The organism is Kitasatospora cineracea (genome assembly GCF_003751605.1).
GTDB classification, from domain to species: Bacteria; Actinomycetota; Actinomycetes; order Streptomycetales; family Streptomycetaceae; genus Kitasatospora; species Kitasatospora cineracea.
Genome location: NZ_RJVJ01000001.1, coordinates 2,531,329 through 2,549,076, shown reverse-complemented (window position 1 = coordinate 2,549,076; position 17,748 = coordinate 2,531,329). Strand labels below are relative to the sequence as shown.

At 72.8% G+C, this 17,748-nt stretch carries 14 protein-coding genes; 2 read left to right on the top strand and 12 right to left on the bottom strand.

Annotation, left to right across the window (positions count from 1 at the left end):
• Positions 1 to 65: 65 nt before the first annotated feature.
• From EDD39_RS42010 to EDD39_RS11660, 4 genes are all read right to left on the bottom strand, one after another.
• Positions 66 to 1,595, bottom strand: coding sequence for a WXG100 family type VII secretion target (locus EDD39_RS42010; protein ID WP_123555395.1), 1,530 nt, complete (start codon positions 1,593 to 1,595; stop codon positions 66 to 68).
• Between the two features lie 7 nt (positions 1,596 to 1,602).
• Positions 1,603 to 1,926, bottom strand: a complete 324-nt coding sequence (locus EDD39_RS11670) for a hypothetical protein (protein WP_123555393.1) — start codon at positions 1,924 to 1,926, stop codon at positions 1,603 to 1,605.
• Between the two features lie 114 nt (positions 1,927 to 2,040).
• Entirely contained in the window at positions 2,041 to 3,399 is a 1,359-nt protein-coding gene (locus tag EDD39_RS11665; protein WP_244256683.1) for a S8 family serine peptidase, read from the bottom strand.
• A gap of 152 nt (positions 3,400 to 3,551) precedes the next feature.
• Positions 3,552 to 4,889, bottom strand: coding sequence for a S8 family serine peptidase (locus EDD39_RS11660; RefSeq protein WP_123555388.1), 1,338 nt, complete (start codon positions 4,887 to 4,889; stop codon positions 3,552 to 3,554).
• A gap of 224 nt (positions 4,890 to 5,113) precedes the next feature.
• Here EDD39_RS11660 and EDD39_RS11655 point away from each other — a divergent pair, with 224 nt between their 5' ends.
• Positions 5,114 to 6,583 (top strand): gluzincin family metallopeptidase, encoded by a 1,470-nt coding sequence (locus tag EDD39_RS11655; RefSeq protein WP_244256682.1) that lies wholly within the window; start codon positions 5,114 to 5,116, stop codon positions 6,581 to 6,583.
• Between the two features lie 83 nt (positions 6,584 to 6,666).
• Here the strand turns inward: EDD39_RS11655 and EDD39_RS11650 are convergent, their stop codons facing one another.
• The 6 genes from EDD39_RS11650 to EDD39_RS11625 all read right to left on the bottom strand — a co-directional run bounded on the left by EDD39_RS11650 (position 6,667) and on the right by EDD39_RS11625 (position 13,741).
• A complete protein-coding gene (locus tag EDD39_RS11650) occupies positions 6,667 to 8,988 on the bottom strand; it encodes a xanthine dehydrogenase family protein molybdopterin-binding subunit (protein WP_123555384.1) in 2,322 nt (773 codons plus the stop codon).
• Entirely contained in the window at positions 8,985 to 9,983 is a 999-nt protein-coding gene (locus EDD39_RS42670; RefSeq protein WP_425269678.1) for a (2Fe-2S)-binding protein, read from the bottom strand. The genes EDD39_RS11650 and EDD39_RS42670 overlap by 4 nt, the downstream gene beginning before the upstream one ends.
• Complete coding sequence (locus tag EDD39_RS11640; RefSeq protein WP_030459616.1) at positions 9,980 to 10,876, bottom strand: FAD binding domain-containing protein; 897 nt, start codon at positions 10,874 to 10,876, stop codon at positions 9,980 to 9,982. Before EDD39_RS11640 ends, EDD39_RS42670 begins: the two co-directional genes overlap by 4 nt.
• Positions 10,877 to 11,113: 237 nt before the next feature.
• Positions 11,114 to 12,751, bottom strand: coding sequence for a beta-N-acetylhexosaminidase (locus tag EDD39_RS11635; RefSeq protein ID WP_123555382.1), 1,638 nt, complete (start codon positions 12,749 to 12,751; stop codon positions 11,114 to 11,116).
• A gap of 73 nt (positions 12,752 to 12,824) precedes the next feature.
• Complete coding sequence (locus EDD39_RS11630) at positions 12,825 to 13,100, bottom strand: DUF3039 domain-containing protein (protein ID WP_030459614.1); 276 nt, start codon at positions 13,098 to 13,100, stop codon at positions 12,825 to 12,827.
• Positions 13,101 to 13,159: 59 nt separating this feature from the next.
• The gene (locus tag EDD39_RS11625; RefSeq protein WP_162870176.1) at positions 13,160 to 13,741 is read right to left on the bottom strand and encodes a YqgE/AlgH family protein; all 582 of its coding nucleotides are present in this window, start codon (positions 13,739 to 13,741) and stop codon (positions 13,160 to 13,162) included.
• A gap of 239 nt (positions 13,742 to 13,980) precedes the next feature.
• Here EDD39_RS11625 and murA point away from each other — a divergent pair, with 239 nt between their 5' ends.
• Entirely contained in the window at positions 13,981 to 15,336 is a 1,356-nt protein-coding gene (gene murA / locus EDD39_RS11620; protein ID WP_030459612.1) for a UDP-N-acetylglucosamine 1-carboxyvinyltransferase, read from the top strand.
• Positions 15,337 to 15,411: 75 nt separating this feature from the next.
• Here murA and EDD39_RS11615 read toward each other — a convergent pair whose 3' ends face one another.
• Together EDD39_RS11615 and EDD39_RS11610 are read right to left on the bottom strand one after the other, a co-directional pair.
• Complete coding sequence (locus tag EDD39_RS11615; RefSeq protein ID WP_030459611.1) at positions 15,412 to 15,693, bottom strand: HU family DNA-binding protein; 282 nt, start codon at positions 15,691 to 15,693, stop codon at positions 15,412 to 15,414.
• A 429-nt stretch (positions 15,694 to 16,122) separates the two neighbouring features.
• Positions 16,123 to 17,598, bottom strand: coding sequence for an NAD-dependent malic enzyme (locus EDD39_RS11610; RefSeq protein WP_123555379.1), 1,476 nt, complete (start codon positions 17,596 to 17,598; stop codon positions 16,123 to 16,125).
• Between the last annotated feature and the right edge of the window lie 150 nt (positions 17,599 to 17,748).

Below are 17,748 nucleotides of genomic sequence, written 5' to 3'. Positions count from 1 at the left end.
CAACGGCGGCGGGCGCCGGCGACGGTCCCCAGGACCACCGCCGACGCCCGCCGCACCCCGTTCGACTACTCGATGACGCCGGGGTTGGCCTCGCCACCGCGCCAGGTGTCCTCGTCCTCGACCAGGTAGTCGGGACGGTGCCCCTGGTTCTTCTTCTTGCTGCCGCCGCTGCCCGAGCCGCCGTGCATCCCGGCCGCGCCCGCCTGCCCGGCGCGCCCCTTCCCGATGCCCGAACCGCCCTCGGTGAACGCCCGTCCACCGGCACCGCCGGCCTTCGCACCACCGACCGTGCCACCGGCCTTGCGCACCAGGCCGCTGCCGCCCTTGCCACCGGCAGCACCACCCCGCGCACCACCGGCGCCACCGCCGTGCATGCCGCCCATCCCGCCGGCACCCGCAGCCCCGCGGGCACCACCGGCACCCGAGCCACCGGCCCCCGCGGTGCCGGCACCGGCCCCGGCACCGCGGCCGGCACCTCCGGCACCCGAGCCACCGGACACCCGGCCGCCACCGGCCCCGCCGGCACCCGACAGCCCGCCGCCGCCGGACACCCGGCCGCCACCGCCGAGACCACCGCCACCGGGCAGGTAACCGCCACCGCCGACACCCGGCACGTAACCACCGCCACCGGACCCGCCGACACCACCGCCACCACCACTCGGCAGCGTCCCCACCCCACCGGGCAGCCCACCACCGGTCCCCGGCGGCGTCCCCACCACAGGCGGCGGGTCGACCCCCAGGATCCCGGTCGAAGGCGGCAACGGCGTAGGCGTGAACGTCGGCGGAGTGAACGGCGGCAACGTCCCCCCAGGAAGCAACGTCCCCCCCGGCGGAACCACCGGCTGCACCGGATGCACCGGCTGCGTCGGATGCGGCCCCCCGGGCAGCCCCGTCGTCGGGGGCTGCTGCGGCTCCTGCGGCGGCACCCCGCTCGGGTACTTCGGGTTGGGCAGGCTCGGCGGCGTGTGGCCGGGCGGCACAACCGTGGTGGGCGGGTCCGGCGGGAACTTCGTCACCGGTTCCGAGATACCGATCTGCTCGTTGCCGCCCATGTACGACGCGGCCTGGGTGTACTGCGGGCCCAGGTGCTCCATCACACCGATCGCGTACTGGTGTGCGACCTCGGTGGCGGACAGGTCGTGCGCGTTCTTGTTGACCGCGTCGATCCGGTTCATGCCCGACGCGAGGTCACGCTTGAACCCCTCGTCCGAGCTGGCGAAGCCGTCGCTCAAGGTCTTGCCGACCCGGTCCATGAAGCCCGGGACCTTGATCTGCGACATGGTCGACTTGGTCTGCTCGAGCGCGGTCGCCGCGTAGTTCATCGCCACGGACGTGTTCTGCGCGTGCGCGGCGGTGTTGACCATGCCCTGCTGGATCTGCCCGCCCTTGGTGGCGAAGCCCTGCGAGGCCGCGCCGGTCCAGTTCGCGGTGGCGTGCTCGATCGCCGCCTGCAGGTCCGCGGCGGCCTGCGTCAGCTCCTCGTGGACGTTCTGCCAGTGCTGACCGACTTCCTTGATCCGCCCGGGATTCGAGCCGGACACCATGTTCTTGAGCGGGATCAGGGCGTAGCTGTCGAACTGCGTCCTCTCGGCCATCTCTGACTCACCCCGCCTGAATCTGGTTCATGGTTGTCTGACCGTCGTCCTCACGACCCACGTAGCGGTCGTGGACGATCTGGGTCTTGTCGCCGTACTCGTTGATGAGCGCGTCGATGGACGAGATCGTCTGGGTCAGGAACGCCTGCATGTTCCCGTGCGCGCTGTACAGTGCCCGGGCCTCGACGAAGTCACCGCCGAAGGCATCCTGGGTGATGTCGGTCTTGTACCTGGTGTTGGACCCGCAGGTGCTGATGTTCTGCTGGAGGGCCCGCAGTCGTTTGACGACTGCCTCCAGCTCTGCAGGGTTGACGCTGTATCCGTCGGACACGAGGCCCTCTCCCCCTGGAGTGTCGAAACTTCCCCGTGGTAGCACTCTGACTGACGGGTTGTCTCAGTCATAGCGTTCGATCGTATCGCGTTTGGACGGCGCGCTAACACACCGTCAACGCGATTGGTTCCCGTCCTGGTACGGGTTGTTATAAGGCGGCTGCTGCGGCGGGTAGCCGTAGGGCGGCGGAGGCTGCTGGCCCGGGTGGCCCTGCTGACCGTACGGCTGCTGCTGCGGGGGCCACCCCGGTGCAGCCCCGTACGGGGCTGCACCGGCCTGGGCCTGGAAGTTCTGCGCGCGGTTTCGCTTCCTGCTACTGGCCACGGCGATCACTGTCACCACGACGATCAGCACGACCAGAGCACCACCGATACCCAGGATCAAGGGCAAGGGCGATCCCGACGACGATTTCTGAACACCCGGCACCGCCTCGGGGGAACCCAGCCCGCCCGTGCCCGTGCCCGCGCCGGCACCGCCCGAGTCCTTCGGCTTCGGCGTCTCGGCGCCCGTGGAAGGAGCAGCGGCGCCGGCAGCCAGGGGGCCCTGTGCGGATCCGGCCGGAACGTTCGCTGTCAGGGCCTTGTAGGGCTGGATGGTCCCGTACCCGTAGTGGGAGTCCGGCAGTTGGGAGACACCTGCCGGAGCGGCAGCGGTCTTCACCAGGCGATTGGCCACCTGTCCTGCCGTGAGGTCGGGGTACTTGGCGTACACCAGGGCCGCCGCGGCAGAAACATAGGCGGTCGCATCCGAAGTCCCGTCGCCGATGCAGTACGGGTTCCGGCAGGAGCCGACCGTCTCGGGGGCAGCTGTCACAATGCCGACACCGGGTGCCGTCAGCATGAGCTCGGGACCGTAGTTCGACTTCGCCCAGATCTTCTGGTTCTTGTCCACGGCACCGACCGCCAACACACCTGGGGTGTTCGCCGGGGTGCGGACCGCGCCGGCGTCGTTACCGGAACCGGCCACGATCAGCACCTTGTGCTGGAGTGCGTAGGACACCGCCTCGACGAAGTCTTCCGGCCCACTCGTGGTCGTGACCTGGGAGATGTTGATGACCTTGGCACCGTGGTCGACCGCCCACTTGATGCCCTTCGGCATGGTGTTGCCTTCCCCCCGGTAGACCGGCAGGATCTTGACCCCGGGCGCGAGACCGACCACCCCCTCGCCGTCGCCGTGCCCGTGACCGGCGATCAGACTCGCGATGCCCGTCCCGTGCTCATCGGTCGGCTTGGTCTCACGCCCCTGGTCTTCCGGGTCGTACCCGGGCAGGAGCGAGCCCGTCAGGTCCAAGTGGCTCGCGTCGACCCCGCTGTCGATCACCGCGACGATCACCCCGTCGCCCTTGCTGACCGACCACACCTTGTCCAGCCCGAAGTACGAGTTGGCCCACTGCCCGTCCCGCACCTGGTCCGCCGACGCCACCGGCGCTCCCGAGAACAGCACGCCCGCTGTCAGAGCGGTCGCGCCGAGCACACCTGTCAGTCTGGCCAGCCTCATCAAACACCCCGTCAGTAGACAGCCCGTTCGTTCTCGCAGCGCCCCCGGAACACAGGACGGTCCGATCGTATCGTCCGCCACCCGCCCTGGCACTGGCCTCCCGTGGCAGGGCCACTACATTTCCTTGGCTACCGGCCGCCGCCCTGGTAGGGCGCCTGCTGCTGTGGATACCCCGGCGGCGACCCGTACGGCTGCTGCGCGGGCGGCCAGCCCGGCGGGGCGGTGTGGGGCGGCAGGACGGGGACCGGTTGGTAGGAGGGCAGTGGTTGGTAGGAGGGCAGTGGTTGGGCTCGCCTGCGCTTCCGGCTGCTCGCCACTGCCGCCACGACGATCACCACGATCAGGAGCGCCACCGCGCCGTCGCCGATGCCTGCGATCAGTGGCAATGACAGGCCGGACGACGGCTGTTGGATGCCCTGCACGGCCGAAGGGGAGCGGTGGTCGGCCGGGGCCTGGCCAGCGCTGTCCGTGGCTGCGGTGTCGGCGGCGGCTGCGAGCGGGCCCTGGGCGGAGCCCGTCGGAATGTCCGCGGTCAGTGCCTCGTAGGGGCGGATGACACCGTACCCGTAGCGGCTGTCCGGCAGTTGGGAGACACCTGCGGGAGCCGCGGCGGTCTTCACCAGGCGGTTGGCAACCTGCCCCGGCGTGAGGTCTGGGTATTTGGCGAACACCAGGGCCGCCGCGGCCGAGACGTACGCAGTGGAGTCCGAAGTTCCGTCAGCCATGCAGTACTGCGAGGTGCAGGAGCCCGGCCCGCCGGTACCAGCCATCACCACGTCGACGCCGGGCGCTGTCAGCATGAGTTGGGGACCGGAGTTCGACTGGGGCCAGACCTTCCGGTTCTTGTCGACCGCGCCGACGGCCAGCACCCCGGGCACATCGGCCGGAGGGAGGACCGGACCTCCGTCGTTGCCCGCACCCGCCACGATCAGCACCTTGTGCTGAAGGGCGTAGGCCACCGCCTCGGTGAAGGAGTCCCGCTCTGCCGTGTCCGTGACTTCGGAGATGTTGATGACCTTGGCACCGTGGTCCACCGCCCACTTGATGCCCTTCGGCATGGAGCCGCCGTCTCCGTGGAAGATCGGCAGGATCTTGGCACCGGGCGCGAGGCCGACCACCCCCTCGCCGTTGCCGTGCCCGTGGCCGGCGATCAGACTCGCCATGCCCGTCCCGTGCTCGCTGGTCGGCTTGGTCTCCCGGCCCTGGCCCCCCGGGTCATAGCCCGGAAGTAGCGACCCGGTCAGGTCCGGGTGACTGGCCTTGACGCCGGTGTCGATCACCGCGACGGTCACCCCGTCGCCCTTGCTGACCGACCACACCCTGTCCAGCCCGAAGTACGAGTTGGCCCACTGCCCGTCCCGCACCTGGTCCGCCGACGCCACCGGCGCGGTCGGCAGCGTGCCGAGCAGGATGCCTGCGGTCAGGGCGGCCGTGCCCAGTGTTCGCGTGATTCGGCCGTGCGTCATGCGTGTACCCACCCCCCGGTCGGTGTCCCGGCCCCGGTTGTGGGGGCTGGGACGGGGGGATCGTATCGTTCACGCACTGCTGGTGGGGAAAGGGCTGGTGGGGGTGGGTCGGGGGCTGTGCTATGAATGGCGCGTCGTTCGTCCAGGGGGGTCTCTTGACGCATCCGCCGCAGTCCGGTGGGCCGGTGCCGGGGCAGCAGTCGTTTCCGGGGCAGGCGGGGCCGGTGTATCCGCCTCCGCCGTACCAGCAGTACCAGGATCAGCAGTACCAGCCGCCGTACCCCTACCCGTACCCGTACCCGCCGCAGCCGCCGCGGCGGGGTGCGCGGGTGCTGGCGTGGCTGGGGATCGGGGTGGTGCTGCTGGTGGTGGCGGCCGCGGTGGGCGGGACGGCGTACCTGCAGGTGCACCGGAAGCGGCCGACGACGCCCGCGTACGTGGTGGAGCAGGAGAACTGGCGCAAGGTCGCGGACGGGTTGACGCGGGCGCTGGCGGCGAAGGACGAGGAGGCGTTCGTCCGGCCGTTCGCGGCGGGGGCGGTGAAGGACCGGCAGCGGCTGGTGTTCCGGAACCTGCTCAAGGTGCCGTGGGAGACGGCGCGTTGGGAGGTGTCCGCGTCGCCGTTGAACGGGCAGTTGCGGGTGGACTTCGTGCACCAGGTGAAGGACGTGGACAACCTGCCGATCGCCGAGGAGTACGGGTGGCAGGTGCTGCCGGTGGGGTCGGGCACGGAGGTGATAACCGGGGTCGGGGCGGTGAAGGACCACCAGGGCAAGAGCCTGGACACGGGGTACTACCCGGCGCCGTGGGACGTGTACGACGACCTGTCGGTGCGGGTGCGCGACCACCTGGTGGCGATGGCGGACAAGGGCCAGGAGGGCGAACTGGACCGGGACGTGGACGTGCTGGCCCGGGCCGCGGGGGACGACCTGTCGGCCTGGCGGCAGTTCGCGCCGGCGCCGGTCGGCGAACGGCGGGGCGCGCAGGGGTTCTTCGTGGTGCTGGAGAAGAACCGGGAGGTCTACAACAAGCTGTACCAGGGCGACGGGAAGCAGGACGACAGCCTGGAGGCCGGCGTCAACATGCCGGTGGTGGCGGCCGACGCGCCGGGCCGCAGCGGCGCGGACGGGATGACGGTCGGCAGCAGCCGGATCGTGATGGACACCACCGACAGCCGGTTCACCGGCTCGCACTGGCAGGAGGGCGTGACGGACATCGGCCGGCACGAGATGGCGCACGCGATCGTCGCCACGCTGCTGTCGGAGCGTCCGACGGCCGCCGGCAAGGGGCAGCCGCACGACTGGGTGGCGGAGGGTTTCGCCGAGTTCATGGCGCTGCGCGGCAAGGACTCGCTGGCCCGCGAGGAGTTGGCCGACGACCTGCGCGAGGTGGAGTTCGACGGCCGGCTGCCGGGCGAGGAGGGCGAGTTCTACGCGGACACCGCCGAGGCCAGGTCCGCGAACTACGCGCTGAGCGGCGACGCGGTGCGGTACCTGGCGGCGACGTACGGGGAGGCCAAGGTGTTCGCCTTCGTCGCCGCGCACTACGCCAAGCCGAGCGGGTACGCGGAGGAGCTGGCCGCGGCGACCGGCCGGAGCGGCGACGCGTTCCAGACGGCCTGGGCGGAGCACGTCCGGGCCGCGACCTCGGCGACCAAGGGCAAGACCAAGAGCAAGACCGACCAGAAGCGCTGAGGCCCCGCCCGAACGGGCGGGGCCATCAGGCCGAGCAGGCCCGCGTCGGACCGCGCAGGCCCGCGTCAGGCCCATCGGCCCCGTCAGGCCGGCACCGTGGCGTCCTCCGGCAGGATCGGCAGCCGTCCGACCGGCAGCCCGGTCGCGGCGCGGACCGCGGCGGCGACCGCGGCGGGCGCGACCACGGCGGGCACCGCGCTGACGGCCTTGGCACCGAACGGGGCGACCACGTCGCGTTCCTCCAGCAGAACGGCGATCCGGACGTCGGGGGTGTCGAGCGCGGTGGGGAGCCGGTAGCCGGTGAGCGAGGCGTTGACGGGGACGCCGCCCTCGGTGCGCAGGTTCTCCAGCAGGGCGAGTCCGACGCCCTGGGCGACGGCGCCCTCGATCCGGTCCTCGATCTGCCGGGGGTTGAGGGCCCGGCCGACGTCCTGGGCGACGGTGACGTCGACGACCCGGACGGCGCCGAGTTCGATGTCGACGTCGACGACGGCGCGCATCGCGCAGAACGCGATGGAGACGAAGGCGTCGCCCTGCCCGGTCTCGGGGTCGAGCGGCTCGGTGGGGTGCGGGCGGCACTGGGCGGTGGCCCAGAGCTCGCGGCCCTCCAGGGCCTCGCTGACCGGCATGCCGAGCACGCCGTCGTAACTGGTGATCTTCCCGTCGGTGATGGTGAGCAGTTCGACGGACATGCCGAAGTCGGCGGCGATCGGCTGCAGCATCTGGTGGCGGACCATCAGCGCGGCCCGCTCGACGGCGCCGCCGGAGACCCAGGTGTGCCGGCTGCGGGCGGCGGGTCCGGCCGCGGACTGGTCGGAGTCGACGGGCGCGATGTACACCTCGCTGACGCCGAGCACGGACTGGACGATCTGCCGGGCCAGGGTGGCGAAGCCCTGGCCGGAGTCGACGGCCGCGCAGATCACGGTGGCGTGGTCGCCGGAGACCCGGACGGTCGCGGTGGCGACCTCGTCCTCGCCCTCGGCGCCGAGCATGTGCACCATGCCCACCGCGTAGCCGATGCCGCGCCGCACCGCGGTGGGGTCGCCCGCGCCGCCGGGGCCGCCGGGCAGCAGCCAGTCGGCCTCCGGGTCGTCGAGCGGGAGGGCGGGCAGCGGGGAGGCGTCGAGCGCGTCGAGCAGGGCCTCGACGGGGGCGGGGCAGGTGACGGCCTGTCCGGTGGGCAGCGGGTCGCCGGTGGTCATGGCGTTGCGGCGGCGGATCTCCACCGGGTCGACGCCGAGCTGCCGGGCGAGCTGGTCGAGCTGCGACTCGTAGGCGAAGCAGGTCTGCAGGGCGCCCTCGCCGCGCATCCGGCCGGCCGGGGGGTTGTTGGTGCGCACCGCCCAGGCGTCGACGAAGACGTTGGGGCAGGTGTAGGGGCCGACCGAGAAGGCGACGGCGGCGGCCAGCGCCTCGGCGGAGACGTCGGCGTAGGCGCCGCCGTCGAGCAGGATCTGCGCCTCGACCTTGACCAGCCTGCCCTCGGCGTCGGCGTGGTGGCGGTAGCGCAGCAGGGCGGGGTGCCGGGTGTTGTGGGCCTGGAAGGACTCGGCGCGGGTGAGGGCCATCTTGACCGGCCGTCCGGTGCGCAGCGCGAGCAGCGCGAGGGTGACCTGGAAGGAGAGGTCCTCGCGGTCGCCGGTGGCGCCGGGGACGCCGGTGACGACCAGGCGGACCCGGTCGGGGTCGAGGCCGAGGCAGGCGGCGGTGCGGTCGCGGTCGCCGTGCGGGTCGGTGGAGGACAGGTGCAGTTCGACGCCGCCGTCGGGGCGGGGCACGGCGAGTCCGGCCTCGGCGCCGATCGGGGCCGGGTCCTGCCGGCCGACCTGGTAGAGGCCCTCGACGACGATCTCGCCGACCGCGTCGGGGTCGCCGGTGCGCAGCGGCAGGTGCCGGAACAGGTTGCCGCCGGGGTGCAGCGGGGCGGCGTGGAAGGCGGCCTCGGGGTCGGTGACGGGTTCCAGCACCTCGTACTCGACCAGGATCGCGGCGGCGGCCAGCCGGGCGGTGTCGGGGTGGTCGGCGGCGACGGCGGCGACGGCTTCGCCGTGGTGGCGCACGACGCCGGCGGCGAGCACGGGGCGGTCGGCGGCGAGCGGTCCGTCGGGGGTGCCGTCCGGGGCGCTGTCGGGTCCGCCGGGGAGGTCGGCGGCGGTGACCACGGCGTGCACGCCGGGGACGGCGAGCGCGGGGGCGGTGTCCACCGAGACGATCCGGGCGTGCGGGTGCGGGGAGCGCAGCACGGCGCCCCAGAGCAGCCCCTCGGCCCACAGGTCGGCGGCGTAGGGGTAGATGCCGAGGGCCTTGGGGAGGGCGTCGGTGCGCAGCGGGGAGGTGCCGAGGCCGGTGGTGCCGGTCTCGTGGTCCGCGGGGGCGGCCGCCGGGAGCTCGGTGGCGGAGGTCATGCGTTCTCGTCCTCGGGGAGGCGGATGCCGTGGGCCGGGGTGGCGTCGTGGCCGGGGTACGGGGTGCCGTAGCCGTCGGTGGCGTAGACGGTGCCGTCGTAGGGGCCCGCGTCGTGGTACGTGGTGGTGCCGAACGGGTCGGTGCCGGCCGCGGCGAAGGCGTCGGGGGCCGCGAAGGCGTCGGGGGCCGCGAAGGCGTCGGGGCCGGTCCAGGCGCCCGGGACGGCGGTGCCGTGCGGCGGGGTGGGCGGGTAGGCGTAGCCGCCGGCCCGCAGGGTGTCGTCGTCCTGCGCGGTGGGGGGCTGCGGCGGGACCAGCTGGTCGGCCTCGTGCCAGAGCTCGGAGTCGGCGTACAGCGGGAGTTCGCCGCCCGGGTCGGGGTGCGGCGGTTCGGCGGCGGCCGGGGGCGCGTGCTCGGCGGCCGGGCCTGCGGCGGCGGCCCGTTCGGCGGCTTCGAGCTCGGCTTCCAGGGCGGCTTCGCGGGCGTCGGCGACGGCCTGGACGGCGGCGAGCGCGCCGCGGTAGCCGGTGCAGCGGCACAGGTTGCCGCAGAGCGCCTGGCGGGCCTCGACCTCGCCGGGGCGGTGGTTGCGCTGCAGCAGGTCGTGGACGGCCATGGCGAGGCCGGGGGTGCAGTAGCCGCACTGGACGGCGCCGGAGTCGGCGAGCGCCTGCTGGACGTCGCTGGCGCCGCCCGCGCCGGGCAGGCCCTCGACGGTGTTGATCTCGCTGTCGGCGGCGAGCGCGGCGGGCACCAGGCAGCCGTTGACCAGCTGGCCGTCGACCTGGATCGAGCAGGCCCCGCACTCGCCCTGTTCGCAGCCGTCCTTGGCGCCGGCCAGGCCGAGCCGCTCCCGCAGTACGTACAGCAGGCTCTCGCCGATCCAGGCGTCGGTGACGGGCCGTTCGACGCCGTTGACGCGCAGCGCGTACGAGGCGGTGGGGCGCACGTCGCCGGTGAGCGCCCCGGGGTGGTTCAGCAGTTCGTCCGTCACTTGAGCGCCCTTCCCAGTGCCCGGCGGGCCAGCACCGCCACGGTACGCCGCAGGCGGGTCGCTGCCGAGCCCGCCCCCTCTCCGTGCGGCCCGCCCTCGGGGACGCACGCTCCGGCCACGTACTCGCCGAACGCGGCGAGCGCGGCGGGGTCGATCAGGACCGCGCCCTCGGCGCCGCGGGCGTCCCAGTCGATGCAGCCGGCCACCCAGCTCTCGGCCTCCAGCGGCCGCAGCGGGACGGGGGCGACGGCGCCGACGGCGCAGCGCACGCCGCGCCGGGCGGGGTCGAGGACCAGGGCGACGGAGGCGGCGGCGCGGGCCGGGCCGCTGCGGCCGGTGGACTTGAGGAACACCTGGGGGGCGTGCAGCAGCGGGACCCGCACCCAGGTGAGCAGTTCGCCGGGGCGCAGCGGGTCGAGTCCGGTGAGCAGGTGGCTGATCGGCACGTCGCGGACGCTGCCGGCCCGGGCGAGGGTGGCGGTGGCTTCGAGGGCGGCGAGCACCGGGAGGGTGTCGCCGGCCGGGTCGCCGGTGGCGACGTTGCCGCCGAGGGTGCCGACGTTGCGCACCTGCGGGGGTCCGGCGGTGCGGGCGGCGTCGGCGAGGGCGGGGATGAGGGCGGCGAAGTCGGGGCGGTCCATCCGGGCGTGGGTGAGTCCGGCGCCGAGGACGGCGGTGCCGCCGTCCTCGTAGCGCCAGCCGCGCAGTTCGGTGATCCGGCCGAGTCCGATCAGGGCGGCGGGCCGCAGCCGCCCGGCGTTGACGGCCTCCATCAGGTCGGTGGCGCCCGCCACCGGCACCGCCCCCGGGGTCGCGGCCAGCGCTTCGACCGCCTCGTCCACCGAGGCCGGCAACATGATCGTCCGGTTCACCAGGTTCCCACCGTGCTCCATTTGCAGTGCGGACTGCCGCCCGTAGGGTACGGGCGATCGGTGCGGGTTGGGCAACTCTGGCACACAAAGACCGCTGATCATTTCCCGGGTGGCGGACAGGTCCGAACAACTCGGGACAACTCCGGACGCGGCCGCGATCAGGTCGTGTCCCGGGTGATCGGTTGTTCACCTGGTCATGACGACCGGGCCTCGCCCGGAGTTCCCTCCTCCTGACTCTCCGTCACCGGGCCTGCGGGCTCACGGGGCGGTGTTCTCGCCGGACGGTCCGGGCGGCCCGGCCAGCGGGCGGCCGACGATGCCGGGCTTGCGCTGCCAGGGGCGCGGTCCCTCCGGGCGGCGGTACTCGATGCCGAGCGCGTCCAGCCGCGGGTAGTGGCCGGCCATCCGGCGCTCGAAGCCCGCCCAGTCGCGCGCGGCCGGGTCGCGCGGCAGGTCGGACCAGGCGACCTCGGCGAACGCGGCCAGCCGCGGGAACGCCTTGTAGTCGACGTCCCGGCCGGTGTCCATGAACTCGGTCCAGATGTTCGCCTGGGTCCCGATGACGTGCGCGGCGGCGTCCCCGTCGAGCTGCGGCGGAACGGGCTCGAAGCGGTAGACGTTCTCCAGCGTGCGCACCCAGCCGACCGGGACCGGCTCGTCCTCGCCGTCGGCCTGCCGGTGGTCGAGGTACACGTGCTGCTCGGGGCACATCACCACGTCGTGCCCGGCGTTCGCGGCGGCGATCCCGCCCAGGTAGCCGCGCCAGGACGAGACGGCGGCGCCGGGGGCCAGCCCGCCCTCCAGGATCTCGTCCCAGCCGATCAGCCGGCGGCCGCGCTCGGCCAGCCAGCGGTCGAAGTGCCGGATGACGTGGCTCTGCAGTTCGAACTCGTCCTCGAGGCCGAGTTCGGCGATCCGGGCCTGCGCGGCCGGGGACTGCTTCCACTGGTCCTTGGGGCACTCGTCGCCGCCGAGGTGCACGAAGGTGGAGGGGAAGATCTCCAGCACCTCCTCCAGCACGTGCTCGTAGAACCGCAGGGTGGCCTCGGAGGGGTTCAGGATGTTCTCGCTGACGCCCCAGTCGGTCCAGGTGCCGAGCGCCGCGGTGTCGACCACGTCGGTGTTGCCGAGCTCGGGGTACGCGGCGATGGCGGCCTGGTTGTGGCCGGGCAGGTCGACCTCGGGGACGACGGTGATGTGCCGGGCGGCCGCGTACGCGACGATCTCGCGCAGGTCGTCCTGGGTGTAGTAGCCGCCGTGCGGCTGGTCGTCGCGCCGCTTCCCGGCCCGGTAGCCGACCATCGAGCGCTCGCGCCAGCCGCCGACCTCGGTGAGCTTCGGGTAGCGCTTGACCTCGATCCGCCAGCCCTGGTCGTCGGTCAGGTGGAAGTGCAGGACGTTGAGCTTGTGCGCGGCGAGCTGGTCGATAAAGCGCAGCACGCCGGCCTTGGGCATGAAGTGCCGGGAGACATCCAGCATGGCGCCGCGCCAGCCGAACCGGGGCGCGTCGCGGACCTCCACCGCGGGCACCGTCCAGCTCGCGCCGGGCAGCGGGGCGCTGCGGTACGCGGCGGGGCCGAGTAGCTGGCGCAGGGTCTGCGCGGCGTGCGCCAGGCCCGCGGCGCTGCCGCCGGTGAGCCGGACGGCGTCGGCCGCGGCGCTCAGCCGGTACTCCTCGGCGCCGAGTTCCGGGTCGAGCGCCAGCACCAGGTCGCCGTCCTGCCCGGCGGCGGCCGGGTCCAGGTCGAAGCCGGTGGCGGCGGACAGCTCGGCGCGCAGCCGGCGGGCGGCGGCCCCGGTGCCGGGGGCGGCGGCGATCCGGGAGCCGGCGTGCAGGACGAAGGGCGGGGCGTCGGTGCGGGCCTGGACGTGCGACGGGGCAGGAATGAGGTCCATGGGCCTCATCCTGCCCCGGACCACCCCGATTGGCATAGACCAGTCGGGGGGTATCTGCGCAGGTCGTCCGCGGTCAGTCCTTCTTGTCGTCCCCGCCGGGGTTGTTCAGCCCGTCGAAGATCTCCTTGCACATCGGACAGACCGGGTACTTCTTCGGGTCGCGCCCGGGCACCCAGACCTTGCCGCACAGCGCCACCACGGGGGACCCGGAGAGCGCGCTCTCCATGATCTTGTCCTTCTGGACGTAGTGGGCGAAGCGCTCGTGGTCGCCGTCCCCGTGCGAAGTCTGCGGGACGGGCTCGACCAGGGTGCCGGTGCCGAGACCGCGCTCGGGCTCAAGAGTGCTCATGGGTGCCAAGTCTATGGGGGCCGCCCGGAACCGGGCCACCACGTGCGCGGGCTCCGGGCTCAGTTCAGCAGCGGGTCGTCGGGGTAGGTGGCGAGCATCGCCAGCGGCCCGCGCTGGCGGCGCAGCACCTCCCGCCAGAGCCGGTCCGGCTCGGCGCAGGAGACGTCGCCCGCCTCGCAGTCGACCAGGTGCCAGGCGCCCTCGGCGATCTCCTCCTCCAGCTGCCCGGGCGACCAGCCCGAGTAGCCGGCGAACACCCGCATCCCGCCGAGCACCCCGGCCAGCACCTCGGGCGGCGCCTCCAGGTCGACTAGGCCGATCGCGCCGTGCACCCGGCGCCAGCCGAGCGGGTCGGCGCCGTGCTGCTCCTCGCCGGGGACGACGGCCACCGCCAGTGCGGAGTCCAGGGCCACCGGGCCGCCCTGGAAGAGCACCGCCGGGTCGCCCGCCAGGGGCGCCCAGCCGTCCAGCACGGCGGCCACGTCCACCGGGGTGGGCCGGTTGAGCACCACCCCGAGCGCCCCCTGGGCGTCGTGGTCGAGCAGCAGGACCACCGACCTGGCGAAGTTCGGGTCGGTCAGCACGGGCGTCGCCACGAGCAGTCGCCCGGTGAGCGAGGGGGCCGCTTCCATGTCTGACATCATGCCCCCGACCGGCCGTCCCCGGACACCCGGCGACCCGCTCCGCGGGGCCTCCGGACCGGCCCTCGACGGGCCACCCGTCCGGCCCAGTGGCGGTGCCGTGGAGCCCCTCCTACAGCATGATCACCATTAGGGCACACCGGAACCAATCGCCCACCCCCTACCATCTAGTGGTGGTGAAGGGCCCTTCCCCCAACTCCGCAGCCGAAAACCTCCTGCGCACCCGGATTGCGAGAACGATGACCGACGACGTCCTGCTGGTCCACGGCGGAAACCCGCTCGAAGGCGAGATCCAGATCCGCGGCGCCAAGAACCTGGTCCCCAAGGCCATGGTCGCCGCGCTGCTCGGCCAGGGCCCCAGCAGACTGCGCAACGTCCCGGACATCCGGGACGTCAAGGTCGTCCGCGGCCTGCTGCAGCTGCACGGGGTCACCGTCCGCACCGGCGACGAGGACGGCGAGCTGATCCTCGACCCGTCGCACGTGGAGTCCGCCAACGTCGCGGACATCGACGCGCACGCCGGCTCCTCGCGGATCCCGATCCTGTTCTGCGGCCCGCTGCTGCACCGGCTCGGGCACGCGTTCATCCCGGGCCTGGGCGGCTGCGACATCGGCGGCCGGCCGGTCGACTTCCACTTCGAGGTGCTGCGCCAGTTCGGCGCGACCATCGAGAAGCACCCGCAGGGCACCTACCTGGTGGCCGCCCAGCGGCTGCGCGGCACCAAGATCGAGCTGCCCTACCCGTCGGTCGGCGCGACCGAGCAGGTGCTGCTGACCGCGGTGCTCGCCGAGGGCGTCACCGAGCTGCGCAACGCCGCGATCGAGCCGGAGATCGTCGACCTGATCTGCGTGCTGCAGAAGATGGGCGCGATCATCTCGCTGGGCACCGACCGCACCATCCTGGTCACCGGCGTGGACGAGCTCGACGGCTACACCCACCGGGCGCTGCCGGACCGCCTGGAGGCGGCCTCCTGGGCGTGCGCGGCGCTGGCCACCAAGGGCGACATCTACGTCCGGGGCGCCGAGCAGATCCCGATGATGACCTTCCTGAACACCTTCCGGAAGGTCGGCGGCGCCTACGAGATCGACGACGCGGGCATCCGGTTCTGGCACCCGGGCGGCGAGCTCAAGGCGATCGCCCTGGAGACCGACGTGCACCCGGGCTTCCAGACCGACTGGCAGCAGCCGCTGGTGGTGGCGCTGACCCAGGCCACCGGCCTGTCGATCGTGCACGAGACGGTGTACGAGTCGCGGCTGGGCTTCACCGGGGCGCTGAACCAGATGGGCGCGCACATCCAGCTGTACAGCGAGTGCCTGGGCGGCACCCCGTGCCGGTTCGGGGCGCGCAACTTCAAGCACTCCGCGGTGGTCTCCGGCCCGTCCAAGCTGATGGGCGGCGAGCTGGTCATCCCCGACCTGCGCGGCGGCTTCTCGTACCTGATCGCGGCGCTGGCCGCCGAGGGCACCTCCACGGTGCACGGCATCGACCTGATCAACCGCGGCTACGAGAACTTCATGGACAAGCTGCGCGACCTGGGCGCGCACATCGAGCTGCCCTCGGGCTCCGAGGTGTCCGAGGTCCTGCTGACCGCCTGAGCGCGGCGCGCGGAGAAGCCGGTGGCCCGGACCCCCGAGGGGGTCCGGGCCACCGGTGCGTTCAGCTGCGGGGGGTCACTTGCCCTTCGCGGCTTCCTTCAGCTTCGAGCCGGCGCTCACCTTGACGCTGTAGCCCTCGGCGATCTGGATCGGCTCGCCGGTCTGCGGGTTGCGGGCGGTGCGGGCGGCGCGCAGGGTGCGCTCGAAGGTCAGGAAACCGGGGATGGTGACCTTCTCGTCGCCCTTGGCGACGACCTCGCCGGTGATCTCGGCGAAGGCGGCCAGCACGGCGTCGGCGTCCTTGCGGGTCACCTCGGCGCGCTCGGCCAGCGCGGCCACCAGCTCACTGCGGTTCATGTGTACTCCTGTGGTCTGTTGCTCTGCCGTGCGCGGAGGCATGGCCGGTCCGCGCGACGGTGTTCGTTCAGGCGAGGGGTGGTCAGGGGCCGGGCTCGCACCGCGAAGCGCCGCAAACTGCCCGCCTGGGTACGAATCCTGCCCCGACCGGCACTGAGAAAGCCAATCGGGAACCGGCGTGGTTGACCCGAACAGCGCCCACCCGACGGAGGTGTGACGCTCCGTCGGCTCCGGCGGGACCGGGGCGGGCGGCGGCCGGGACGACACGCCGTGGCGCAACTGGGGACGTACCGTACTTGTCGGACACGCCTCCCCGTCGCAGGGCTACCGTACGCCCTGGCACCGACAAGCCCAAACACGCCCCTTGCCCTTGTGTCGCAAGGGCTCCGGCGCCCCCGCCGGACGCGGGGACGCCGGACGGGGCGGAGCTCAGAGCTGAACGGCCGGGAAAGCACCGGTGTCGAGCGTCCCGACGATGCCCGCGGTGGGCCGCTCCGGGGCCGCCTCGGCGTCGCCGCGGGCCGCCAGCGCGGCGTCCCGGACGGCGGCCGCGACGGTCTTGGCCACGCCCGGGTGGAAGACGCTGGGGATGATGTAGTTCGGGTTCAGCTCGTCGTCGGTGACGGTGGTGGCCAGCGCCCGGGCGGCGGCCAGCATCATCTCGGTGTCCACGCTGGCGCTCTGCGCGTCCAGCAGGCCGCGGAAGACGCCCGGGAAGACCAGCACGTTGTTGATCTGGTTGGGGAAGTCGCTGCGGCCGGTGGCGACCACCGCGGCGGTCTGCCGGGCCACCGCCGGGTCGACCTCCGGGTCGGGGTTGGCCAGCGCGAAGACGATCGCGTCCTTGGCCATGGTGGCCAGGTCGTCGCCGTCCAGCACGTTCGGGGCGGAGACGCCGATGAACACGTCGGCGTCGGCCACCGCCTCCTTGAGGGTGCCGGTGCGGCCGGAGCGGTTGGTGTTCTCGGCGATCCAGCGCAGGCTGTCGTTCAGGTCGTCGCGGCCCTGGTGGACCACGCCCCGGACGTCCGCCACGGTGGCGTGCGCGACGCCCGCGGCCATCAGCAGCTTGAGGATCGCGGTGCCCGCGGCGCCGGCGCCGCTCATCACGACCCGGATCTCGCCGATCTCCTTGCCGACCACCTTGAGCGCGTTGGTCAGCGCGGCCAGCACCACGATCGCGGTGCCGTGCTGGTCGTCGTGGAAGACCGGGATGTCCAGCGCCTCGCGCAGCCGGGCCTCGATCTCGAAGCAGCGCGGCGCCGAGATGTCCTCCAGGTTGATGCCCGCGAAGCCCGGCGCGATCGCCTTGACGATCGCCACGATCTCGTCGGCGTCCTGGGTGTCCAGGCACAGCGGCCAGGCGTCGATGCCCGCGAACCGCTTGAACAGCGCCGCCTTGCCCTCCATCACCGGCAGCGCGGCCTTCGGGCCGATGTTGCCCAGGCCCAGCACCGCGGAGCCGTCGGTGACCACGGCGACGCTGTTGCGCTTGATGGTCAGCCGGCGGGCGTCCTCCGGGTTCTCGGCGATCGCCATGCAGACCCGGGCCACGCCGGGGGTGTAGATCATGCTCAGGTCGTCGCGGTTGCGGATCGGCAGCTTCGAGGACATCTCGATCTTGCCGCCGAGGTGCATCAGGAAGGTGCGGTCGGAGACCTTGCCGATGCTCACGCCGTCGATGGTGCGGAGCTTCTCGACGATCTCCTGGCCGTGCGCCACCGAGGACGCCGCCACGGTGACGTCGATGCGCAGCGCCTCCAGGCCGGAGGCCGTGACGTCGAGACCGGTGACCGAACCGCCGGAGGACTCCACCGCGGTGGTGATCGAGCTCACCGCGTTGCCGGTGGCCGGGACCTCCAACCGGACCGTGATCGAGTTCGAGACACTGGGCACCGTCGCCATCGACGTCCTTCTTCCTGAATCAACAAACTGTTGAAGTTCCATGCCGCTCGGCATGCTAGACCTCGATGGTCGCACCGACCAAGGGCTTGCCAGAAATAACGTGCATTGAGTGTGCGGACCCCACAAAGCGCCCGGTCCGGAGCAGCACCT